General features: G+C 67.5%; 16 protein-coding genes, 2 pseudogenes and 1 riboswitch. Of the genes and pseudogenes, 8 read left to right on the forward strand and 10 right to left on the reverse strand.

The window, feature by feature from the left end:
• Positions 1-7: 7 nt before the first annotated feature.
• The 3 genes and pseudogenes from VGV58_RS04570 to VGV58_RS04580 form a co-directional block, all read right to left on the reverse strand.
• Positions 8-2170, reverse strand: a complete 2163-nt coding sequence (locus VGV58_RS04570) for a TonB-dependent receptor (RefSeq protein ID WP_326872796.1) — start codon at positions 2168-2170, stop codon at positions 8-10.
• Entirely contained in the window at positions 2167-2925 is a 759-nt protein-coding gene (locus VGV58_RS04575; RefSeq protein WP_326872797.1) for a hypothetical protein, read from the reverse strand. The genes VGV58_RS04570 and VGV58_RS04575 overlap by 4 nt, the downstream gene beginning before the upstream one ends.
• 220 nt (positions 2926-3145) lie before the next feature.
• Positions 3146-3349: riboswitch (cobalamin riboswitch) on the reverse strand.
• A gap of 84 nt (positions 3350-3433) precedes the next feature.
• Positions 3434-3574, reverse strand: a pseudogene (locus tag VGV58_RS04580) (ribonucleotide-diphosphate reductase subunit beta); the annotation flags it as partial.
• A gap of 60 nt (positions 3575-3634) precedes the next feature.
• Here VGV58_RS04580 and VGV58_RS04585 point away from each other — a divergent pair.
• Positions 3635-3820 (forward strand): annotated as a pseudogene (locus tag VGV58_RS04585) (hypothetical protein); the annotation flags it as partial.
• 148 nt (positions 3821-3968) lie between these two features.
• On the opposite strand, the gene VGV58_RS04590 reads toward VGV58_RS04585, so the two are convergent.
• Positions 3969-5306 carry a dicarboxylate/amino acid:cation symporter gene (locus tag VGV58_RS04590; protein ID WP_326872798.1) on the reverse strand — a complete coding sequence of 446 codons (1338 nt, stop codon included), beginning with the start codon at positions 5304-5306 and terminating at the stop codon, positions 3969-3971.
• Positions 5307-5517: 211 nt separating this feature from the next.
• On the opposite strand from VGV58_RS04590, the gene VGV58_RS04595 reads away from it, so the two are divergent.
• Together VGV58_RS04595 and VGV58_RS04600 are read left to right on the forward strand one after the other, a co-directional pair.
• Positions 5518-7341 carry a sensor histidine kinase gene (locus VGV58_RS04595; protein WP_326872799.1) on the forward strand — a complete coding sequence of 608 codons (1824 nt, stop codon included), beginning with the start codon at positions 5518-5520 and terminating at the stop codon, positions 7339-7341.
• Positions 7338-8702, forward strand: a complete 1365-nt coding sequence (locus tag VGV58_RS04600) for a sigma-54-dependent transcriptional regulator (RefSeq protein WP_326872800.1) — start codon at positions 7338-7340, stop codon at positions 8700-8702. The genes VGV58_RS04595 and VGV58_RS04600 overlap by 4 nt, the downstream gene beginning before the upstream one ends.
• 240 nt (positions 8703-8942) lie before the next feature.
• Here the strand turns inward: VGV58_RS04600 and VGV58_RS04605 are convergent, their stop codons facing one another.
• From VGV58_RS04605 to VGV58_RS04625, 5 genes are all read right to left on the reverse strand, one after another.
• Positions 8943-9749 (reverse strand): ATP-binding cassette domain-containing protein, encoded by an 807-nt coding sequence (locus tag VGV58_RS04605; protein WP_326873560.1) that lies wholly within the window; start codon positions 9747-9749, stop codon positions 8943-8945.
• A gap of 44 nt (positions 9750-9793) precedes the next feature.
• Positions 9794-10873 (reverse strand): siderophore-interacting protein, encoded by a 1080-nt coding sequence (locus VGV58_RS04610; RefSeq protein ID WP_326872801.1) that lies wholly within the window; start codon positions 10871-10873, stop codon positions 9794-9796.
• Positions 10866-12863, reverse strand: a complete 1998-nt coding sequence (fhuB, locus tag VGV58_RS04615) for a Fe(3+)-hydroxamate ABC transporter permease FhuB (RefSeq protein ID WP_326872802.1) — start codon at positions 12861-12863, stop codon at positions 10866-10868. Before fhuB ends, VGV58_RS04610 begins: the two co-directional genes overlap by 8 nt.
• Positions 12856-13743, reverse strand: coding sequence for an iron-siderophore ABC transporter substrate-binding protein (locus tag VGV58_RS04620; protein ID WP_326872803.1), 888 nt, complete (start codon positions 13741-13743; stop codon positions 12856-12858). The genes fhuB and VGV58_RS04620 overlap by 8 nt, the downstream gene beginning before the upstream one ends.
• 70 nt (positions 13744-13813) lie before the next feature.
• Positions 13814-16030, reverse strand: a complete 2217-nt coding sequence (locus VGV58_RS04625; RefSeq protein WP_326872804.1) for a TonB-dependent siderophore receptor — start codon at positions 16028-16030, stop codon at positions 13814-13816.
• Between the two features lie 230 nt (positions 16031-16260).
• Here VGV58_RS04625 and VGV58_RS04630 point away from each other — a divergent pair, with 230 nt between their 5' ends.
• Complete coding sequence (locus tag VGV58_RS04630) at positions 16261-17154, forward strand: helix-turn-helix domain-containing protein (RefSeq protein WP_326872805.1); 894 nt, start codon at positions 16261-16263, stop codon at positions 17152-17154.
• Between the two features lie 98 nt (positions 17155-17252).
• On the opposite strand, the gene VGV58_RS04635 is transcribed toward VGV58_RS04630, so the two are convergent.
• A complete protein-coding gene (locus VGV58_RS04635) occupies positions 17253-18050 on the reverse strand; it encodes a siderophore-interacting protein (RefSeq protein ID WP_326872806.1) in 798 nt (265 codons plus the stop codon).
• A 150-nt stretch (positions 18051-18200) separates the two neighbouring features.
• Here VGV58_RS04635 and VGV58_RS04640 point away from each other — a divergent pair, with 150 nt between their 5' ends.
• The 4 genes from VGV58_RS04640 to VGV58_RS04655 all read left to right on the forward strand — a co-directional run bounded on the left by VGV58_RS04640 (position 18201) and on the right by VGV58_RS04655 (position 23162).
• The gene (locus VGV58_RS04640; RefSeq protein ID WP_326872808.1) at positions 18201-18692 is read left to right on the forward strand and encodes an RNA polymerase sigma factor; all 492 of its coding nucleotides are present in this window, start codon (positions 18201-18203) and stop codon (positions 18690-18692) included.
• 9 nt (positions 18693-18701) lie between these two features.
• Positions 18702-19673 carry a FecR family protein gene (locus VGV58_RS04645; RefSeq protein WP_326872809.1) on the forward strand — a complete coding sequence of 324 codons (972 nt, stop codon included), beginning with the start codon at positions 18702-18704 and terminating at the stop codon, positions 19671-19673.
• A gap of 166 nt (positions 19674-19839) precedes the next feature.
• Positions 19840-22230: a TonB-dependent receptor gene (locus VGV58_RS04650; RefSeq protein ID WP_326872810.1), complete on the forward strand. Its 2391-nt coding sequence runs from the start codon at positions 19840-19842 to the stop codon at positions 22228-22230.
• Between the two features lie 5 nt (positions 22231-22235).
• Complete coding sequence (locus VGV58_RS04655; protein WP_326872811.1) at positions 22236-23162, forward strand: ABC transporter substrate-binding protein; 927 nt, start codon at positions 22236-22238, stop codon at positions 23160-23162.
• Positions 23163-23167 lie beyond the last annotated feature (5 nt).

Here is a 23167-nt window from a genome sequence, read left to right on the forward strand (position 1 = left end):
CCGAGCGTCAGAACCGCGCCTGCAGGCCGGCCTGGACCTCAAGCCCCGGCATCGAGGTTCCGTAGCCGCCATTGGCGAAGCGGGAATCGAGCTTGTAGGGCTTCTTGTCGAGGCCGATGAAGATCGGGTGCTCATTCTTGTTGAAGAGGTTGTTGACCAGCGCGAACAGCTTCACGCCCTTGGCGATCTCGACCTCGCCGCGCACGTTCCAGACCCAGAACGGGTTCTTGCGGTGAATCCAGTCGCGGTTCGGCTCCGCGGTGGCGACGAGGTTCTCCTCGGTGTTGTACCACATCGGCCCATAGAGCGTGCCGGAGACCTGAACCGACCACGGATACTGCACGCCGCTCTGGCCGAAGCGCGTGCCGATCGCCGCCTGGTACTGGTACATGCGCTCCGGCTTGCGGCTGTTGGCGGTAACGGCGGCGCCCTTGTCCTCCATGTCGAAATTCCAGGCGCCGTTGCCGAACACGGACCAGCGCCAAGCGGTATCGCTGTATCCCGCGAGCTTCAGGATGTCGGCATCGGCCTGCAATTCGACGCCGCGCACGACGACGTCGCCGGAATTGTTGGCGTAGTCGGAGGTGTTGGCTACGCCCGGCCGGGCTCGGGTGATGATGCGGTCGGAAATCACGTTCTGGAAGATCGCCAGGTCCAGGCGCCAGCCGTCGCCGGCATAGGCGGCGCCGGCCTCGACCTGCTCGCTGGTCTCCGGCTTGAGCGAAGGATTGCCGAAGATGCGCCCGCCGCCCAGCGTGTTGAAGTCGGCGGCGAGTTCGGTCGCCGTCGGGGCGCGGAATCCGGTAGCATAGCCGACGCGGAAGGTCAGCCGGTCGGTCGCCTTGAAGGTCGCGCCCGTCGAATAGGTCGTCGCCTGGTAGTCGACCTCACGCGGGCGCTGGCCGGCGAGGTTCGGCGTGTACTCGAAGCTGGTCGTGCCGAAGGTCCGGCGCACGCCGGCGCGCAGCGTGACGCGATCGTCGAAGAGCTTCTGCGAGTCCTCGACATAGAGCGCGTTGACCGTCTCGGACTGGTTGTTGTCCTGCGGCGAGACTGGCGCCAGCGGATTGCCGGGAACGCCGATGCGGTCACGGGTCGAGCGCAGGGTGCTGCGCTCCCAATCCCAGCCGGCGAGCAGGTCGTTGCCGGCCCAGAGCGTCATGCTCGGCTGGAAGCGCGTGCCGACGACGTTGAGTTCGCGCCGGTTGTAATCGGCCGCCGTGCCCGGCGCCGGCAGGCCGGTGCCGCCGCGGATGACCGGCGAGGCCCAACGGAAATTGTCGACGTCCTGCACGGCGTAGCCCTGCAGCATCCAGCGATACTGTCCGCCGGGCAATTGCCCCCGATAGGTGACGTCGAAGGAGTTGTTGTAACGATCCTCCTGGCTGATCGTGTTGGCCCCGGAGCCGCGGAAGCCGACATCGTAGATGCCGTCGGTCCGCAACGTCGTCTCGATGCGGTGGTCGGGATTGATCTGCAGGCCGAGCGCGCCGGCGACGCCGAGGCGCTTCCAGCCGGTGTTCTCCATTTTCGAGCCGCCGCGGCCGGAGCGGTAATCGTCGCGTGTGCCGCCGGAGATACCGGCATAGTAGTCGATGCTGTCATAGAGCCCGCCGGTCTGGGCCTTGCCCTGCAGCAGACCCCAGGAACCGCCGGCCCCCTCAATCATCGTGCCCGGCGCTGTGCGGCCGGTCTTCAGGATGATGTTGATGACGCCGCCGATATTCTGGCTGCCATAGACGACAGAGGACGGGCCGCGGATGATCTCGATGCGCTCGACATCGGCCGTCGACAGCTTGGACAGGTTGGCCGTGCCGGCGCGCCGGCCGTTCATCAGCACCAGCACCTGGCTGCGGAAGTCCTTGCCCTGTCCGTCGGTGGCGCCGCCGCGGATGTTGATCGAGGTCTGCCCGGGCGTCCATTGGCTGAAGAAGCCGACGGCGTTCTCAGCCAGCAGATCTGTGAGCGACTGCGCATGGGTGCGCTCGATCTGCGTGGCATCGATGACCTGGACAGTGCCGGGGATGCTGCTGCGCGGCTCGGGACGTCCGGTGGCCGTCACGACGAGCTCGTCGAGCTTGATCTCGGTTTGCGCGGCGGCGGGGGCGCTCGCCAGCGTCAGGCAGGTCGCGGAAAGCAGGCAGGCTTTGCGGGAAATCGGGCGGATCATGGCAGGTCCCAGACGAGGATGGCCGAGCGGCGATGGCAGGAAAGGCGGAAGCCGGCCGGTGTCGGCACGGCCTGCTTGTGGAGATGATCGAACAGCTCGGGCCGACGCGGATCGTCGGGCGGCCAGCTGAGCCGGTCGGCCTGGAAAGTCGCGAAGGCGGCGAGGTCCGGCAGCTCGAGCGAGAAGGTCCAGTCCGTCACGTCGGAGCGATCAGGCAGATCGGAGCCGAGCTTCGGTAGCACCAGATCGATGCCTGGCGTCTCGTCCTCGCGATGCCAGTCGCGCGGCAGGCAGGCGGCGAGGATGAGCCCTTTCGGAGCCGCCTGTGCCGGCACGACCCAGACGATCTGACGGCGCGCCCATTGCCGGCAGCGCGCGAGGAAGGCGAGCGGATCGTGGAAATAGCCCGGCATCGTCGCCGCCAGGACCGTGTCGGCGGGCTCGCAGACGATGCGCTCGTCATTCCAGCCGAGCGGGATGATCTGCGGCCGTTCCGTTCTCAGTGCGAGACGCGCCTGCATCACCGGCGACGGCTCGATCACCGTCCAGCGGCTCGAACGATCGAGCAGGGCTGCGCCGAGCTGGCCGCCGCCCGCGCCGACATCGACGAGATCGCCGATATCCGAGGTCAGGCGGCGGATGAGCGGCGCCACGCGCGACGCGTAGTCGGAGGTATCGATCGCGCTGGCATAGAGCGCGAGAGGGTCGAGCGAACCGGCATTCGCTCGAGTGGAAGCAGGAAGAGCAGCAGGCATGCTGCGCCTATGAATGATATGTTATATCATTACAAGATACCATGCCGGTCATAGGCATGGCTGGCTCTGTCTGGCGCCGGTGGCGGCAGCACTGTCCCAACTGCGTGGTCATCGTCGTCAGCCCCTCGCTGTGCGGAACAGGGCTGCTCGGAAGCGCGGCAGATACGGCGGCTATCGCGGCCGGATATGCTGCGATCCGCCGGACACCCCGCCCGCGCGACATCAATACGCCGTCGGGGCAGGTCTCCTGGCTCGCGGATCAGTGCTTTCGACCGTCTTCCCAGCGCGTTGGCGCCAGTGACATCGGGGCCGAAAACTCACCGCTTACAGTTGCGGGGGCAGCTCCGGATTGGGCGATCGATGCCGCACCGGATTCCCTCTTAGCTTCGGATCGCTCCGAAGACCTCGACGCGCGTCAACCTATATGGCGGGATTGTGGCGTCAACCCGCAATGCTGGCATCGTCGCGCGAGCTGTGGATGGCGGCTCGTCAGCTTGGCTCACCTGCTTCACTCCCAGCTCAGCGCGCCGCCGTTCTGGCACTCGATGACGCGGGTCTCGAAGAAGTCCTTCTCCTTCTTCAGGTCCATCGCCTCGCTCATGCAGGGGAACGGATTCTCGGTCTCGGCGAAGACGGGGGTGAAGCCGAGACCGACCGGGTGATGGCGCATGTTTGAGCGGCGCGCTTCGGGGATGGTGTAGAAGTTGATGTCGACGACATCCACTCGCCGCGCGTGCCCGAAGTCTCCGAGATGAAAGAGCTGCTCCATCTCGCGCGTCAGTGCCTCGGCGACGACCAGCTCTGGATCAACCCGGATTGCGGCCTCAAGACGCGCAAATCGGAGGAGGTCAGGCCAGCGTCGATCAACATGGTCGCAGCGGCTCGGGCGCTTCGTCTGCGCGATGCTGAGGAGGCTGCGGCCGCTAGCCTGGACCGGCCCGGCACAGGGCTTGTTGACGATCGCCCCGTGCCGTCTGCCGATCTGCGGCCGGCCGCACCATGCGCAGCCGGCGATGATGAGGCGGCCTTGCGGGCCGGCGCGGTCACTCGGCCGGGGTGAGGAGGGGCTCGTCGAGCAGGTCCGGCAGCTTGCCGCTCAGGGCGGCCTGGAGCTGGTCCTGGTCGAGCTCGCCCTCCCAGCGCGCCACCACGATCGTCGCGACCGCGTTGCCGATGAAGTTGGTGACGGCGCGGCATTCCGACATGAAGCGGTCGATGCCGAGGATCAGCGCCATGCCCGCGACCGGCACGGCCGGAACGACGGAGAGCGTGGCGGCGAGCGTGATGAAGCCGGCGCCGGTGATGCCGGCCGCGCCCTTCGAACTCAGCATGGCGACGAGCAGCAGCAGGACCTGGTCGCCGAGCGGCAGGTGGATGTCCATGGCCTGGGCGATGAACAGCGCCGCCAGCGTCATGTAGATGTTGGTGCCGTCGAGGTTGAAGGAATAGCCGGTGGGGACCACGAGGCCGACGACCGAGCGCTTGCAGCCGGCAGCCTCCATCTTCTCCATCAGGGTCGGCAGCGCCGCTTCCGAGGAGGATGTGCCGATGACCAGGAGGATCTCCTCCTTGATGTAGCGGATCAGCGCCAGGATCGAGAAGCCGTTGTAGCGGGCGACCGCGCCGAGCACGACGAGCACGAAGATCGCCGAGGTCAGGTAGAAGGTGCCGATCAGCATGGCGAGATTGGCGACGGAGCCGATGCCGTAGCGGCCGATGGTGAAGGCCATCGCGCCGAAGGCGCCGAGGGGGGCGGCCTTCATCAGGATCGCGACCAGCTTGAAGATCGGGATCGACAGTGTCTGCAGGAAGTCGGTCACCGGCTTGGCGCGCTCGCCGACCAGCGAGAGCGACAGGCCGAACAGCACCGAGAAGAACAGCACCTGCAGGATGTCGCCGGAGGCGAAAGCGCCGACGATCGTGTTCGGGATGATGTTCTGCAGGAAGCCGACGATGCTGGAGTCGTGTGCCTGGGTGGCATAGCCCTGCACCGACTTGGCGTCGAGGCTGGCCGGGTTGATGTGCAGGCCGCTGCCCGGCTGGATCACATTGCCGACCACGAGGCCGACGACCAGCGCCAGCGTCGAGAAGGTCAGGAAGTAGATCATCGCCTTGCCGGCGACGCGCCCGACCTTCTGCATGTCGCTCATCCCGGCGATGCCGGTCGAGACGGTCAGGAAGATCACCGGCGCGATGATCATCTTCACCAGCTTGATGAAGGCATCGCCGAGCGGCTTGAGGGCCGCGCCCTGCTCCGGCCAGAAATGCCCGAGCAGGATGCCGGCCGCGATGGCCGCGAGCACCTGGACATAAAGGTGCTGATAGAACTTCCGGGGACGAGCCGGCTGGTGGGCCGACGCCTGGTCAAGCGTGATCGCCATGGTTTCCTCCGTAGGGGCCTAGCTCGCGGGTTCTTGCTGTTCTCGACGCCGCTGAGGCCTTGTTGGCAATCGTTGTGCCAACATTGGGATGCAGGAATAACTACGTTATTCCAGTATCTTACGTGATCGATATGTTCGCCGAAGGGTGAGGATTGGCGATGATCCGCACGTAGTCAGGTTGATTTGCGCGAAATTCCGCACATGATGGAGCATGAACAAAACCCCGTCGGACGAACGTGGTCGCTGGATCGTCAGGCGCCGCCTCTGGCTCGTCTTCGCGCTCGTGACCGTGGCCATCGCCACCGTCGCCTTCTTGATCGCGGGCGATGCCGGCCGCGGCCGCGCCATCGCGGCGATGCGGACCCGAGCCGCCGATGCCGGGACGCTGGCGCTCGCCATCCTGCGCGGTGAGCTGGAGAAGCAGCGCGCCCTGCCGGTGATCCTGGCGCGCGACCCTGATGTGCGCTCGGCCCTGAGGGGCGCAGACAAGCATGCGCTCGACCTCAAGCTGGAGGCGATCGCTCGCGAGACCCGCGCGGCGGTGATCTATGTGCTGGGCAAGGACGGTGTTGCGATCGCGGCCAGCAACTGGCGGGAGCCGACGAGCTTCGTCGGCAACGACTACGCGTTCCGGGACTATTTCAGCGGCGCGTTCACTGGCGGCACGGCGGAGCAGTTCGCCCTCGGCACGGTCAGCAAGCGTCCTGGCCTCTACATCACCAGCCGCGTCGACGATGGCGGGGAGCCGCTTGGCGTCGTCGTGGTCAAGATCGAGTTCGACCAGGTCGAGGCCGATTGGCGGGCGCTGGGCGGCCAGACCTTCGCCGTCGACCAGCGCGGAGTCGTGCTGATCTCCACAGTCACGGACTGGCGTTTCCGGACGGAGGTCGCGCTTTCCCCGCAAACGGCGGCGGAGATCCGGCAGTCGCTGCAGTTCGGTGCGGCACCTTTGACGCTGCTGCCTCTGCGGAACGATGGAGAGGTCGTGCGGGGCACCGGCTCCGCAGCCGGCACGCATGTCGCCTCGCGCATTCCGATCCCGACCACGGACTGGCAGCTCGAGGTGCTGATGCCGGTCGGCGCGGCGATCCGCGACGAGCAGGTCCGCCTGCAGACGCTGGTGGCGCTCCTGCTCATGCCCGGCGCTGCGCTCGGTGCGTTCGCGCTGCGGCGGCGCCAGGTCAATCTCGCGCGGCGCAATGCCGAGGCCAGGGTCAAGGCCGAACTCGAACGACGCGTCGCCGAGCGCACGCTCGAACTGGCGGGTGCGAACGACCGACTCGTCGAGGAGATGGCGGAGCGTACGCGGGCGCAGGAGCGCCTGTCAGATGCGCGCGAGGAGCTGGCGAAGGCCAACCGTCTGGCGACGCTCGGTCAGGTCACGGCTGGCGTTGCCCATGAGATCAACCAGCCGCTCGCCGCGATGCGTACCTATGCCGAGAACGCCCGTGCCTTCCTCGTTCGCGCCGATGCGGCCGGCGCCGATGGCGCGTTGGCCAGGATCGTCGGGCTGACCGATCGCATCGGCACCATCACCGATACGCTCCGGGGCTTTGCCCGGCGTGGCGGCGGGCCGCATGGGCCGGTCGATCTCGGCGAGGCGATCGACGGCGCGCTGATGATCCTCGACGCCGCGCTGCGACAGGCAGGCGTAACGCCGAAGCTTCCGGCCACGGCCGAGCCGGTCTTCGTGCTGGCCCGGCTGGTCGAGCTGGAGCAGGTCTTCGTCAACCTGATGCGCAATGCGCTCGAGGCCATGGCCGAGGAGCGCGACAGACGCGCGCCGCAGCTCTCGATCGATGTCGCGATCCGGGGCGAGCAGGTCGATGTCGCCATCATCGACAATGGACCGGGCCTCGACGACGCCGCGCTCGCTGCGCTCTTCGCGCCGTTCCGCACGACCAAGCCGCGCGGGCTCGGCCTCGGGCTGGTGATCTCGCAGGACATCGTCACCTCCTTCGGCGGCACGCTCTCGGCGACGAGCCGCCCCCGCGAGGGCACCATCTTCACGATCAGCCTGAAGAGGGCCGCATGACCGCTCCCGCCAGCGACCAGAGCGCCATCGAGGTCGCCTTCGTCGATGACGATCCGGACCTGCGCGACGCCAACGCCCAGGCACTGCGCCTCGCCGGCTTTGCCGCGATCCCGCTCGCCTCGGCGCAGGCCGCCCTCGACCGGATCGGGCCGGGTTATGCCGGCGTCGTCGTCACCGATGTTCGCATGCCAGGCATGGACGGCATCGAGCTGTTCAGGCGCCTGCGGGCGCTGGACGCCGACATCCCGGTGGTCGTGATCTCCGGCCACGCCGATGTCGCCATGGCGGTCGAGGCGATGAGCGAAGGCGCCTACGACTTCATAGCCAAGCCTTATTCCAGCAATCGCCTGGCCGAGACCCTGAGGCGCGCGGTCGAGAAACGCGCGCTCGTCCTTGAAAATAGGCGGCTGCGCTCGCTGGCCGAGGCACCTGGTGAGGAGATCGCGCTGCTCGGCGAGGCGCCGGCGATCATCCGCCTGCGCCAGACCATCCGCGATCTCGCCGATGTCGATGTCGATGTGCTGGTCCTGGGCGAGACCGGCACCGGCAAGGAGGTCGTCGCCAACCTGCTGCACCAGCAGGGCCGCCGCCGCAGCAAGCCCTTCGTCGCCCTGAACTGCGGAGCCTTGCCGGAGAGCGTGATCGAGAGCGAGCTCTTCGGCTACGAGGCCGGCGCCTTCACCGGCGCCCAGAAGAAGCGCGTCGGCCGCATCGAGCATTCCAGCGGCGGCACGCTCTTCCTCGACGAACTGGAAAGCATGCCGCCTGCGGCGCAGGTCAAGCTGCTGCGGGTGCTGGAGGGCCGCGAGATTTCGCCGCTCGGCTCGAACGAGCGGCGCCGGGTCGACCTGCGCGTCGTCGCCGCGACGAAGCTCGACCTCGGCGATCCCGCCCAGCGCGGCGATTTCCGCGAGGACCTGTTCTACCGCCTCAACGTCGTCACCTTGCGGATTCCGCCGCTGCGCGAGCGCCGCCGCGACGTACCGCTGCTCTTCGCCCAGTTCCTTGCCCGTGCGGCGCGCAAATATGGGCGTGACGTGCCGGCGCTGGACCGCAGCATCGAGCGCCATCTCGTCGAGAACGCCTGGACCGGCAATGTCCGCGAGCTCGTCCATTTCGCTGAAAGGGTGGCGCTCGGTGTCGCCGACATGCCTGTGGCGCCGGTCCAGGGCGATATCGTGGTGGCCAATCTGCCCGAGCGTCTGAGCGCGATAGAGGCCAATCTGATTCGGGAGGCGCTGGAAGCCAATCGCGGCGATGTCCGCGCAACTCTCGAGACACTGGGTATCCCGCGAAAGACCTTTTACGACAAACTTGCCCGTCACGGCATCGACCGCGTTTCTTATGTAGTTGAGGAGTAGATAAGCTCCCGGATGAATGACGAGTGTTCTAGAGGATCTCCACAATTTTTCGAATCGTGGAATTCCTCGATATCTTTTTTATCGCATATTTCTTACACGAACCGGTGTCAATTTCGCTCGAAAACGCTCCAGGAGCGACCGCGATGGCGAGTCGACGAGGCCCGGATCTGGCCTGTAGCCGACACTCAGAATGTCCGCCTTCGGGCAAGTCGATGACGCGGCCATCACGCCATGGCTGCCTCAGACGAAGGCGAGCGGCCTGCCATTGTCCGGATGGGGCATCACGCCGACCTCGACGCCGTAGATCGCGCGCAGGACGTCCGGCTGCACGATCTGCTCGGGTGTCCCGCGAGCGACCAGGCGCCCGGAATGGAGCGCGACGATCTCGTCGCAGAAGCGGGCCGCCATGTTGACGTCGTGCAGCACGACGACGATGCCGAGGCCGCGCTCGTGCGAGAGCCTGCGCACCAGTGTCAGCACCTCGAGCTGATGGGCAAGGTCGAGCGCCGCGATCGGCTCGTCGAGCAGGAGGCATTCGGCATCCTGCGCCACCAGCATGGCGAGCCAGGCGCGCTGGCGCTCACCGCCGGACAAGGTATCGACCAGCCGATCTGCGAAGGGCTCGATATCGGTCAGCGCCATCGCCTCGCGAACCTTGTCGCGATCGCGCTGGCCAAAGCGGCCGAGGGCGCCATGCCAGGGATAGCGCCCGAGCGCGACCAGCTCGCGCACGAGCATACCGGCGGCAGGGGGCGTCTGCTGCGGCAGATAGGCGATCTTGCGGGCGAAGGCGCGGCTGTCCCAGCTCTCGATCGGGCGCCCGGCAAAGCGCAGGGTGCCACGCGAGAGGCGTTGCTGCCGTGCCAGCAGCTTCACCAGCGTCGACTTGCCCGAGCCGTTATGGCCGAGGATGCCGATCACCTTGCCCGCGTCGAGATCGAGCGACAGCGGCTCGAGCAGGACACGATCGGCGATCGAGAAGCCGACGCCCTCCAGGGCGAACAAGGGGGCGCTCGCCTGTGGCGCCGCCTCGATCGCCGGGGGCATTGCGTGGGAGCGCTCGGCTGCGCTCGCAATCGCTTCAGTCTGCATCACTCACCATGATCGTGCACGTCGGCGTGACCCCGGCGCCAATAGGCGGCGACGAGATGGCGGTCCTTCGGCAATTGCTTCTCCGCCCGCAGATGCTTGCGGATCGCGCGCGCCGCCGCCTGCTCGCAACCGGCGAAGACGAAGGGTGCGCCCTGCTCCGGCAGGGCGATGTCGCGCACCGCTTGCAGCAGCAGCTCGGTCGAGCCGGCCGGCGCGCTGTCGCGATGCAGCCAGGTCACCTCGATCGCCGCGTCGGAGGCGATCTCCTGCCGCTCGGCCGCATCCGCCACTTCGATGACGATGCTGGCGCGGGCGGAGCTGGGCAGGTTCTCGGCGATGCGCGCGATCGCCGGCAGCGCCGTCTCGTCGCCGCAGAGCAGGTACCAGTCTGCCGGGACCACATCGCCGCCGCCGGGGCCGAGCAGGCCGACGCGATCGCCCGGCTTCGCCTCGCGCGCCCAGATCGAGCCCGGCGAATCGTCGTGCAGCACGACGTCGATGTCGAGCTCGCCGCGGGCATGGTCGATCGCGCGGATCGTATAAGTACGCTTCGCCAGCACGTCGTCACCGTCAGGCCAGATCACCCGGCTATCGGGACCGACGCTGGGCCAGACCGGTGGACGTCCGCGCGGCGGGATCAGCACGCGCACATGCAGGCCTCCGGTCGCGAAATAGCCGGGATCGTCGCAGGCGAGGGTGACGCGGCGCATCGCCGGGGTGATGTCGCGGGCGCGGCGCACCACGACCTCGCGGAAATAGGGGATACGGCTCTCGCCCGCGGCGTCTCCCTGCCAGCCCAGCGTAATGGTCTCGCCTTCCGCGAACTCGACGAGATGCTCGGCGACCGAAGACTTGACCACGAAGAGATAACTCTCGTTCGGCGAAGCGATGGCGATGCGCAATGCACCTGCCCCAGCCTCCAACTCGACCGCTCCGAACGGGCCCTCCAGGCGCGCGCCGCCCGGCTGGCGCGTCACCGTGCCATGGCTGACGAAGTGGTCGCAGAGCCGGTCGAGCATGCCGGCCGGGTCCGCCAGGGCGACCCGCGCCTTCGCGTGCAAGGTGGTTTCGTTAGCCATGCCGGCGTCCCGTGCGGTTCAACAGCCAGATCAGATAGGGCCCGCCGATCAAAGCCGCAAACAGCCCGGTCGGCACCTGATAGGGGAAGGCGACGAGGCGCGCGAGCCAGTCGGCGAGGATCATCACGCCGCAGCCGGTCAGGATCGATGCGACAAGCTGGTCGCGGGCACGCGCAAAGCCGGCGAGGCGCGCCAGATGCGGCGCGATCAACCCGATCAGGCTGAGTGGGCCGATCAGCAGCGAGGCGACCGCGGTTGCCAGCGCCGCGACGGCAGCAAGGACGAGGCGGCTGCGTTCGACCCCGAGGCCGAGGCTGCGGCTGGTCGCTTCGCCAAGCGGCATGAGGTCGAGCCAGCGCGTCGCCAGAAAGAGCGGTGCGATCAGAACCAGGCAACCGACCAGTCCGACCCAGACCTCGATCTCGCCGGCGCGGTTGGTCGAGCCCGATAGCCAGGTCAGCAGCACATAGGCGCGCAGATCGCCCTTGGCGAGCGCGGTCGAGACCAGCGCCATGCAGAGCGCGCCCATGGCGATGCCGGCAAGCAGCAGGCGCTGCGAGCCGATGCCGGGCCGGCCCGCCAGCACCAGCATGATCAGGAGCACGCCGAGTGAACCGCCGGCGATGCCGATCAGCATCGAGAACGGGCTGAACGGCAACAGTGCGAGCGCCAGTGTCAGGCCGACACCGCCGCCGGCACTGACGCCCAGCACTTCCGGCCCGGCCAACGGATTGGCGGTGAGGCGCTGCATCAGGCAGCCGGCGGCGCCGAGCAGGGCTCCCGCGGCCCCCGCCGCAATCAGGCGCGGTCCGCGGAACGGCAGCAGTTCGGCAAGGAGGTCGCCTGTCGCCAGCCCCCAGCCCTGCGGTCCGCGCCCGAGGACGAGGCCGAGCACGGCGATCGCGGCGATTGCCGCAGCGAGTGCCGCGAGCCGGGGCCACGGCCGCGCTATCCGGCGCGTCGGGGCCATGGCATCGACGCTCTGCGCCAGCGGGGCAGGCGGCACGCGATGCATCAGCCAGAGCAGCAACGGCCCGCCGAACAGAGCGGTGGCGGCCCCGGTCGGAGCGAAATCGGCGAAGCCCGAGCCGAGCAATTGGACAGCGCTGTCGGTGATCGAGAGCAGGAGAGCCCCGACGGCCGGCGCCGCAAGCAGAAGCTGACGCGGGGTGCGCGCGCCGATCTCGCGCGCCAATGCCGGAGCGGCGAGGCCGACGAAGCCGATGACGCCGACCTCGGCGGTGACGCTGGCCGCCAGCCAGATCGCGACCCCGAGCACGGCGATGCGGGTGGCGTGCAAGGCAAGCCCGAGGCTTCGGGCCGTGCCGTCGTCGAGGCTGAGCAAGGCGAGCGGGCGCAGCAGCAGCGCCGCGGCGAGCCAGCTGAGCAACAAGCACGGGCCGAGCGACAGGGCGCCATCCCAGCTCTGCTGGTTGAGCGAGCCCGCCCCCCAGATGAAGAGCGAGAGCATGTACTCGCCCTTGGCCAGGATGACGGTCGCGCTCAGGGCGGCCGCGAGCAATGCGACGACCATGCCGGAGAGCACCACGGTCAGCGGCTCCAGCCCACGCCGCCAGCTCAGGCCGAGCACCAGAGCAACGGCGGCGACCGCCCCTGCCAGCGCGACGCCTTCGCGCGAGACGACGATCGCGGCGGGCGCGAAGGCGGTCGCGACCGTCAGCGCCAATTGCGCGCCCGAGACGACGCCGAGCGTCGAGGCGTCGGCAATCGGGTTGCGCAGGACGCGCTGCAGCAGCAGGCCGGCAAGCCCGAGTGCGGCGCCGCAGATCAGCGCGGTCACCGAGCGCGGCACGAGACTGTGCCAGAGCAGAATGGCTTCCAGCGGACGCGCAAGCTCGGCCGGGGCGGTTAGCGACGGGCGCGTCATCACGATGGCGGCGAAGAGCGCCACGGTCACGAGCGCAGCGGCGAGCCAGATCACCGATGGACGTAGCGGCTGCGAGCGCATGGGCATGATGGCCTCAGCCATGGCCCCGCTCCGCCGGCAGCGCCTCGCCGAGAAGCCGCGCGAAGCGTCGCGCCGCCGGCAGGCCGCCGAACGGGTTGATCGAAGCGAGCTGCAGCACACGCTCCGCACGCACGCTCGGCAGGGCGTTCCAGAAGGTGCTGCCCGCGAGCACGTCGAGCGCGCCGGGCGGGACCGGCGGGATCAGCGCGATCCAGGCGTCGGGCATGCGGGCCAACGCCTCGATGCCGACCGGGGCCATGGCGGAATAGCTCGTCGCCTCCGTCCAGGCATTGGCGAGGCCGAGCCGCTTCAAAACCTCGCCGAACATGCTGTCGGCGCCGAAGACGCGGAAATGCCTGGTATCGCCGAGATTGATCGGGATGACCGGCCGCACCGCGTGCGGCTTCAATCGCTCGCGCAGACCCGCGAATTCCGCCTCGGTGTCGGCGATGTAGCGCTCGGCCTCCTCACTCCTGCCGAGACGCGCGCCGATACTGCGCATCATCGCCGCTGCAGGCTCGTAGGGCGGGCGGCCGGGCGCGTAGATCGAGAAGCGCTCGACCGGCGCGATGCGGGCGAGCCTCGGCTCCGAGCTGACATAGAAGCTCGACGAGTAGATCAGCTCGGGACGCGAAAGCAGCAACAGCTCGAAATTGACCGTGCCGCGCAAGCCGAGATCGGTGATGGTGTTCGGCACGGCCGGCTCGACCGCGACCTCGCGGAACTGCAGCAGCTCGGGAGCGGCGACCGGTGCTGCGCCGAGCGCGAGCAGGGTCTCCAGCACCGACCAGTCGACCGTCGCGACGCGCCGTTCGGCGGCATGAGCGGCCGACGGCAGCGCAGCCGCCGCCAGCATGGCGAGTGCCTCGCGACGTCTCGGAAAGGCGCTTCGATCGGTCATATCAGCGGGTCTATCACGGGCAGAGGCCGCGGCAGACCGCGGCCTCCAGGGCATTCGGGCAACTGAGCTCCTACCACTTATAATTGGCCGAGACCGTGATGGTGCGGGCATCGCCATAGCCACAGCCGGACTGGCCGTTGCAGCTCTTCACATAGGCCTTGTCGAACAGGTTGGTGACATTGAGCGCCATGCCCCAATTGCCGATCTGGTAGCGGATCGCGGCATCGACGACCGTCGCCGCCGGCACCTTCAGCGTGTTCTCGGCATTGGCGTAGGAGCTGCCGACATAGCGCACGCCGGCGCCGAGGCCGAGGCCTTTGAAGGCGCCCTCCGGCACGGTGTAGTCGAGCCAGGCCGAGGCGGTGACCTCGGGCACGACCACCGGCGTCTTGCCGACCAGCAACGGACGGGTGTCCCGTGTCGTCTTCAGGTCGAAGGCGGTGAAGGAGGCCAGCACCTTCAGGTCCTTGGTGATGTTGGCCTTGGCCTCGAACTCGAAGCCGCGCGAGGTGACCTCGCCGAGCTGTTGCTGCGCGAACGGGTTGATCGCGGTCGGCGCCGGGTTCAGCACGTTGCGCTTGGTGATGTGGAAGACCGAAGCCGTGAACAGCGCGTCCATGAAGGTCGGCTTGTACTTCACGCCGGCCTCGAACTGCTGGCCTTCCTCCGGCCGGAAGGGCTGGCCGGGCCCGCCGAGCAGGTTCGGCACGGCGTCGAAGACCGGGGTGAAGAAGGTCGCGGCGCTGACATAGGGGGTCAGCCCGTTGGCGAACTCGTAGCCGAGGCCGGCGCGGCCGCTCCAGGACGCTTCCTTCTTGTCATAGGTCGGCGAGAACAAGAGGCCGGCCGGGCTGACCGACTTCTTGTCGACATAGTCGTAGCGACCGTTCAGCGTCAGCAGCCAGCCGCCGCCGAAGCGGATCTGGTCCTGGGCGTAGAAGCCGATCTGGTGATGCTTCAGGTCCTGATTGAGATAAACGCCGGTCGGCCCCTGCGTCGCACCATAGACCGGATTGGTGACGCTGATTGTGGTCGCGCCGCCCGAAGCCTGGGTGTGGTCGATGTTGAAGTACTTGTAGTCGACGCCGAAGAGCAGCGAGTGCTCGAGCGGGCCGGTGACGACCTTGCCGTCGATCCGGTTGTCCACCGTGAAGGTCCTGACCCGCGTCCGCTCCTGGAAGCCGATGCGGTAGAGCTGGTAGTCGGGCCCGACCGGCTGCAGCCGGTCGCCGAAGGGCGCGTCGGCGCCGGAATAGCCGAAGCCGTAGGGGCCGAGTTGCGAGCCCTTCATCACGCCGTAGCGCAGGTTCTGCGTGAAGTTCCAGTTGTTGGCGAACTGGTGTTGGAACTCGTAGCCGAGCAGCGTCTCGGTGCGCTGCTGATCGTCGATCGAGGGCTCGCCGAGGAAGGCCTTGCGCCGGATCTTGCCGAAGGGCGCGTTCACCACCGTGCCGACATAGGGCAGGAAGCCGCCGCCGACATGGATCTGGTCGAGCGCGGAATAGACGCCATAGGCGGTGATGCGGGTGGCGCCGGTCGGCTGATAGGTGATCTGCGGCATGATCGTGCCGCGGAAATCCTTGGCGACGTCGGTGTACTGGTCGCCACCGGAGAGCTTGCCGGTCAGGCGTGTGCTCCAGACCCCCTGCTTGTCGCTGAGGCCGACGTCGATGCCGACATAAGCATTGCCCCAATTGTTGATGCCGGCTTCGACATAGCCGAAATTCTTGCCGTTGGGGCGCTTGCTGACGAGATTGACGATGCCGCCTGGCGTCGAGCCGCCATAGAGCACCGAGGCCGGGCCTTTCAGCACCTCGACGCGTTCGAGCAGGAACGGGTTGATCTGGAAACCACCGAAGCCGTAGCCGTAGAGTTGCAGACCGTCCATGAAGACGCCGGTCTGCGTCGCCTGGAAGCCGCGGATGAAGATCCAGTCGGTATCGGGGTCGGGCCCGAAGGCCTGGGCAGCGACGCCGGCCGTGTAGCGCAGCGCCTCGTCGACCTTGAGCGCCTTGCGGTCGTCGATCTCGTCGCGGCCGAGCACCGACACCGCCTGCGGGATCGCCTGGATCGAGGTGTTCGCCTTCGAGCCGGTGGCCGAGCGCGTCGCGACATAGCCGGTCACCGGGCCGGTCGTCGTGCCGCTTTCGCCCTCGACCGTGATGGTGTCGAGCTGCACCGTCGGGACGGGCTGTCCCTGCGCGAGAGCAGCGCCGACGCAGAGCACAGCGAGTGAGACAGTCGACCCAAGAAGAAATCTAGTCTTCATCTTCTGCGTGTAACACATTTCCGATCTCGGCCCCAGCAATTGCCGCCATTTCAGAACTGATCAAATTTAGAATCGTTCAAAGGCGGGGTTCAGCTTTCCGTTGGGCAATATCAGCATCGCCGGACGGGGGATTGATCGTTCCTGTCATGCATTGAACGTTCTTGGGTGTGCGTCTACAATTGTGCTGATCACGTTGCATTTTGAGCACGCGCTGCAAGGGCGATTCCTCGCCGCTTGGGAGGCTAAAGATGGGTTTCCAGCCGCGCATGCGTTCGGTCCGGGAAGGCATCAGCGTCATCGGCTCGCTGAAATACCGCGTCTGGAACGGCGTCGTCGCCGATCTCTGGCAGGCCGAATGTCAGGCCGGCGCGAGCGGCGAGTATGTCTCGGAGCATCCGCGCCTGTTCGTCGTGCTCGACAAGGTGGGCGGCAATTTCGAGACCCGGCTCAATCGCAACGAGCCCGGCATTTCCAGCAGCGCTCGTGCCAACGCCATCAGCTTCATGCCGGCTGGCGTGCCGGTCTGGGGCCGCACGCAGCAGCGCATGCGCATCCGCCATCTCGACCTGCATTTTGACGCCGCAACCGTCAGCGAGCGGCTGGGGGAGGCGTTGTCGCCGGAACGGCTGGCACAGCCGCGCATCGCCTTCTCGAATCCGCGCATCCTGACGCTGGCACGGCTGATCGCCGATGAATGCACCGAGCCCGACGCCCGGCACGATCTCTATGGCGACGGACTCGTGCTCGCGGTGCTGATCGACCTGTTCGGCGTGCGTGCCAACGCGCCGCGCCGGCGCGCGCCATTGAGCAACTGGCAGCTCAAGGCGGTGACCGACTACATCGGCGAGCATGCCGCAGGCACGATCCGCCTGCAGGATCTCGCCGAGCTCGTCGGCATGTCGCAATCGCATTTCAGCCACGCCTTCAAGGCCTCGACCGGCCTGCCGCCGCATCAATGGCAGCTCAAGGCCCGCATCGAGCGTGGCCAGCGCCTGCTCGCAGCGGGTGACCGGTCCCTGACCGAGATCGCGGCCGATGCCGGCTTCTCCGACCAGGCGCATTTCACCCGCGTCTTCCGCCGCATGGTCGGGGAGACACCGGCCGCCTGGCGTCGGGGCACTGTGGGTCGCGTATCGACCTAGATCATCGCGCGTCCGATCGGGCGCGGTCACGATGATCTATCACTTTGTTATCGCAACGGATTTTCCGGGAAGCGGATTCCGTTTTTCGGTCCGATGCTCTAGCCAGCCATCTCCGGTGACCGGCTCCAATAAGCGACAAGCTTCTGTCGGCCATCGATGAAGCAGGGCAGCGTCCGGGCCTGCTCGCGCAATTCCCGGACCGACGACTTCTCGCCAGCGACCCAGAGATAGCCGCCATCCTGTGCACGCGGGGCGTTCGCGAGCAGATTGCCTATCACGCTTTCAGCGATGCCGTTGCCACTGCCGGTAAGCCAGGTTACGCGAGCGCCGGGATGGTCCGGCAGGTCCTGGACATGCGCTTCGTCGGCGAGCTCGACGAAGATGTCGCTGAAGATTCCGGACGGCGTCTGTTCGAGGATGCGGGCGACGGCCGGGAGGCCGGTGGCATCGGCGATCAGCAGCTGCCAGCGCAGGTCGACCGGCGGCACGTAAAGTCCCCGCGGGTTGTTGATGACGATGCGCTCGCCGACGGAGGCCGTCATCGCCCAGTCGCTGGCCTGCCCGCCCTCATGCACGACGAGATCGATGTCGAGCTCGCGGCTCACTGCGTCGAAGCGGCGAACGGTGTAGGTCGAATAGCGGACGCGGTGCCGCTCCTCCGGAAAGGTCCAGCGCCCGTCGGCTTCGATTGTCGGCAGGACGAGTTCGCCGCTCTTCGGGTCGGGAAAGAACAAGCGGATGTATTCGTCGGGAATCCCCGTCGAGCGGAAATTTGCGAGGCCGTCGCCGGAGAAGGTCAGCCTGACCATGCCGGGTGTCAGCATTTCGCGCCGCGCCAGTGTCGCTTCGTGAAAGGGCTTGATCATGGGCTCGCTGGCTTGGTCGACGCTGCTCATGGCGGCGCTTCTTTCACGGCTCGACCCCGTAGGCAAGCGACTTAGCTGCTTGATTTCTTTAGATTATCTCTAAATCATCGTCGTTGTCGCGGATGGCCGGCGCTGTTATGGACGCGTCAGGGAACGGCATTTGCGGAGCCAATCTGGGCCATGTCCACGAGCCTCGATGACATCGAGAGCCTCTATGCGCTGGAGCAACGCCGGCTCGAACGGCTGGCGGCGCGGCGCGTCGGACCATCCAATGCCGCCGATGTCGTGCAGGACGTCTTCATCACGCTGTGGACCCGGGCGCGCGAGCAGATCGGCTGCTCCTCGGCCTATCTGACGCGCGCGACCCACTACACGGCGATCAGCCATCTGCGCGCGGAGCGCCGGCGCGCGAGCCTGTCGCTGCGCATCACCGAGGAGCAGTACGTCGCGCCCGTCGTGCAGCCTGACCAGGCCGTCGCGGCGCGGCAGGAGCTCGCGCGCCTCGACGATGCGATCGCGGCCCTGCCGGATCGGACCCGCCAGATCTTCCTGCTCAACCGCCTGCACGCCTGCTCCTATGAGGAGATCGCAGCCGCGCTGGGGCTCTCCTACAGCACGGTCGAGCGCGAGATCGCACGGGCCCTGCTGGCCTGCCGCGACGCGCTGCGCTAATTCCGGACCATGTCCGACGAGCGGCAGATCGAGAAGCAGGCCATCGCCTGGTTCACCCGGATGAACGGCCGGCCGTCGACGGCCGACCGTGACGACTTCGCGCGCTGGCTCGCTGCTTCGACTGCGCATGAGCAGCATTACGCGAATGTCGAGCGGCTCTGGGCCGATCTTGGCCCGTTCTCCGACACTGTCGAACGGCGCGAAGCCGCCGCGCTCGCCGGCCCCTTGCAGAAGATCGAGGAACTGCGACGTCAGCGCAGTCGTGGCAAGGTCGCGGCCGGTGCCGTGCTCGGCTTGCTGCTTTGCCTCACGGCGGCCTGGCTCTGGCTGGAGCGCCCGCATCTCCTCGATGATTGGCAGGCGGACTATGCCACGGCGCGCGCCGAGCAGCGCAATGTGACGCTGGCCGACGGCTCGACCGTCCTGCTCGACGCCGACAGCGCGATCGCGGTCGATCTCAGCGCGACCGAACGCCGGGTCGAGCTCGTCCGCGGCACCGCCTTCTTCAGCGTCGTTCCGGGGCAGGCGCCCTTCACCGTCGCCGCGCGCAACGGCGAAGCGCGCGTGCTCGGCACCCGTTTCGAGGTTTCCGCCGAGGCTCGCGAAGTCAGTGTCACGCTCGACAGCGGCAGCGTCGAGGTCGCCCTGCGCGACGGCAGCAGTCGTCTCGTCCTGAAGCCGGGCGAAAGCGTGACCTATGCAGACGCCGGCCTCGGCAACGCCCATGCCGTCGATCTCGCCGAGGCCACGGCCTGGCGCCAGGGCCGTTACATCTTCACCAATGCCCGGCTGGCCGATGTGCTGGAGCGGATCGGGCGCTATCGCGGTGGCCGTATCCTGGTGACGAGCGGGGGGCTCGGCGATCGGCGCGTCAGCGGCAATATCGCGCTGCGCGACGGGAATGCGGCCTTGGCAGCCGTGCAGTCCTCGGTTGGCTTCCAGGTGACCACGCTCGGCCGTCTGACACTCGTCAGCCCCTGACCTGCGGGCTGCTTCGGCCCCCGCAAACTTTTTTCTCCGAACGGTGAGGGTGGTGCCCACTCCCAGGCGACAAGGAGATGAAGGCGGCGCGCGACAGGTGCGCGGAGCTGTCGGCATCGCCGGGTTTCGGGAAGGTTGGGGCATGGGCAAGGCAAGGTTGGGCAGGATGGGGCTCCTGCTGGCGACGACGATGTTGGTCGGCGCCGGCACTGCAGGCGCGGTGAGGCCGGCGCAGGCGCAATCGGCCTACAGCTTCAACATTCCTGCCAAGCCGGTGCGCGCGGCGATGAACGACATCGTGCGCGTGACCGGGATCGACGTCGTCTTCGCCGAGACCGCCGCCGCCTCGCGTCGCGGCAACCCGGTGAGTGGCTCGCTGACCACCGGCCAGGCGGTCGCCGCACTGCTGTCAGGCACCGGCCTGTCCTATCGCTTCAGCAATGCGACGACGGTCGAGATCTTCGATCCGGCAAGGCCGCAACCGGGCGTTGGCGGCGTGCCGGCTGGCGCGATCCCGCTCGATACGATCAACGTCACCGGCGCCGGCGTGCCGGGCCTGGCGCCTGCCTATCCAGGCGGCCAGATCGCCACTGGCGGCCAGCTCGGGGTGCTCGGTGCCAAAAGCGTCATGGATGCGCCGCTCACCGTCTCGAACTACACCGCCAAGCTGATCGAGGATCAGCGGGCGCAGTCGGTTGCCGATGTCGTCAAGAACGATTCCGCCATCCGCAATGTCGAGTCGACCAATGTCGGCAACGCCAATTACTTTGTCATTCGCGGCATCCAGATCGGCAACGCCGCGGTCGGCTTCGGCGGGCTGTTCGGCATCGCGCCGAATGCGCAGACCACGCTTGCCGGCATCGAACGGGTCGAGGTCATCAAGGGGCCCGGCGCCTTCCTCGGCGGCCTCTCGCCGAGCGGCGTCGGCGGCGTCATCAACCTGATCCCCAAGCGCGCCGGAGATGAGCCGCTGACCCGCTTCACCGCGACCTGGATCGGCAACAGCCAGTTCGGCGGCCATCTCGATGTCGGCCGCCGCTTCGGCGCCAACAAGGAGTTCGGCGTTCGTGCGAACCTGCTCTACCGCGACGGCGGCACGCCGATCAGCCAGCAATCGCAGACCCTGCTCAACGGCACGCTGGGGCTCGACTATCGCGGCGAGGCCCTGAGGCTTTCGCTCGATGTCGGCCACCAGATCCTGAACACTGACCGGATGAACAACACGGTGACGCCGCTCGCCGGCCAGCGCGTGCCGCGGCCGATCAAGCCCGACAAGACCTATGTCTCGCCGTGGAACTACAGCAAATTCGCCGACACCTACGGCATGCTCTCGGCCGAATACGACATCACGCCCGATGTCACCGTCTATGCCAAGGGCGGCGCCAGCCGGATGGACTGGGACCAGGCGGTCGAGGCCGGCTCGCGGCTGATGTCGAACGGCAACTACACCGCGACGAGCGCTGTCTACCAGATCGACATCAACCGCCATTCCGGCGAGACCGGCCTGCGCGGGCGCTTTGCCACGGGCCCCGTCGAGCACGAGGTCGCGGTCTCCGCCAACACCCTCTATACGGGCCGGGCGGGCGCGCCGCAGCCGACGCCGGTGGTGACGCAGTCGAACATCTACAATCCGCGGTTTTCGGTGATGCCGTCGATCGGCTCGCCGATCCGCTACAAGCAGAACGAAAGCACCTTCAGCAGCGTCTCGGTCTCCGACACGCTCTCGATTCTCGACAAGCGTGTCCAGCTCACGCTCGGCCTGCGCCAGCAATATGTGGAGGCCAAGACCTTCGCAGCTGTGACCGAGGCGGTAACTTCGCGCAACAAGAGCAATGCGCTGACCCCGATGCTGGGGCTCGTCGTCAAGCCGCTCGAGAACGTCTCGCTCTATGCCAGCTATATCGAGGGGCTGACGGTCGGCACCGTCGTCGGCAATACCTTCGCCAATGCAGGCCAGATCCTGCCGCCCTTCGTCACCAAGCAGTACGAGGCGGGCGTGAAGGTCGATTGGGGCACGATGCTGACCACGCTCAGTGCCTTCCATACGACGCAAGCTTCGGGCATCGCCAACACGGTGACCAACACCTTCAACGACAATGGCGAGACCCGCTATCGCGGAATCGAGCTCAATGTCGCCGGTGAGATCACCCAGGGCGTGCGCGTGCTCGGCGGCGTGACGCTGCTCGACGCCAAGCTGACCCGCACGCAGGACGGGCTCTATGACGGCAACACCGCGCAGGGTGCCCCGCGCGTGCAGGCCAATCTCGGCATCGAATGGGACCCTGGTTTCGTCCGCAACCTCACCTTGTTCGGGCGGATGATCTACACCGGCTCGAACTATGCCGACGCCGCCAACCTGCAGAAGCTCAAGGCCTGGACCACCTTCGACATCGGCGCGCGCTACAAGATCGAGCGCGCAGACGGCAAGCCGATCACGCTGCAGGCCAATGTCACGAACCTGTTCAACAAGGCCTACTGGACGACCTATCCGGGCTTCAACCTGCTCTATCCGAGCGAGGCGCGCATGGTCTCGGTGTCCTCGACCTTCGAGTTCTGAGCAGGGTGCGGGGCAGAACAAAGCTCTCGCGGCGCGCCTTCGCGACCGGAGCGGCAGCGCTGCTCTGCGGCGGTGCCGTAACGGCTGCGCCAGCCAGGCGGCAGGTCGAGACCTCGCTCGGCCGGCTCGATATCCCGGCTATGCCGCAGCGAGTCGTCGCGATCGACTCGCGCATCGGGCTGGAGCAGGCGCTCGCCTTCGACCTGCCACTGGTCGGCTACAGCCACAGCCGGGCGCGGCCCTGGGTGCCGGTGCCGGCGAGCGTGCCATTCCTGGCCGCTCCGCCCGATCTCGAGCAGATCCTGATGCTGGCGCCGGACCTGATCCTGTGTCCGGACAGCGCGCCGAACTCCGACTGGTGGCCGCTGGCGCGCCTGCCGGCGATCGCTCCGGTGCTGCCGAGCAATCACCGCATCACCTGGCAGGAGAATCTCACCCGCCTCGGCGGCTGGCTCGGCCGTCTGGAGGCGGCGGCATGGATCATCGCCGCCCATGCCGAGACGATCATGGCAATTCGGATGCGGCATCGGCGAGTGATCGAGCGCACGCTCGTCGCCGCCGTGCACTATGACGCGGTCAAGCGCCGGCTGCTGGTCCGCAGCGCCGGCACTCGATACGGCCTGGTCATGCCGGCACAGGTGCTCGCCGAACTCGGCGGCCGCGAGGTCCGGGCTGATCGGCTCGGCCCCAATGGCGAGGTTGCGCTCGATTCCTTCGGCGACGTGCTCGGCACGGTTGATGGCATCCTGCTGATCGATTTCGGCGACGGCGGGCCGCGAGTGCTGGCGCGCGAGCCGCTGTGGCAGCGCCTGCCGGCGGTGAAGGCCGGCCGGGTGGAGACCGTCGCCGGCAACTGCACCTTCGGCTCGCTCTACACGGCGCGCTACCTCGCCCACGCCTGGGATACACTCTTCACGCGGCTTTCGGCATGACCGGC

Source organism: Allobosea sp. (assembly GCF_035944895.1).
Lineage (GTDB): Bacteria > Pseudomonadota > Alphaproteobacteria > Rhizobiales > Beijerinckiaceae > Allobosea.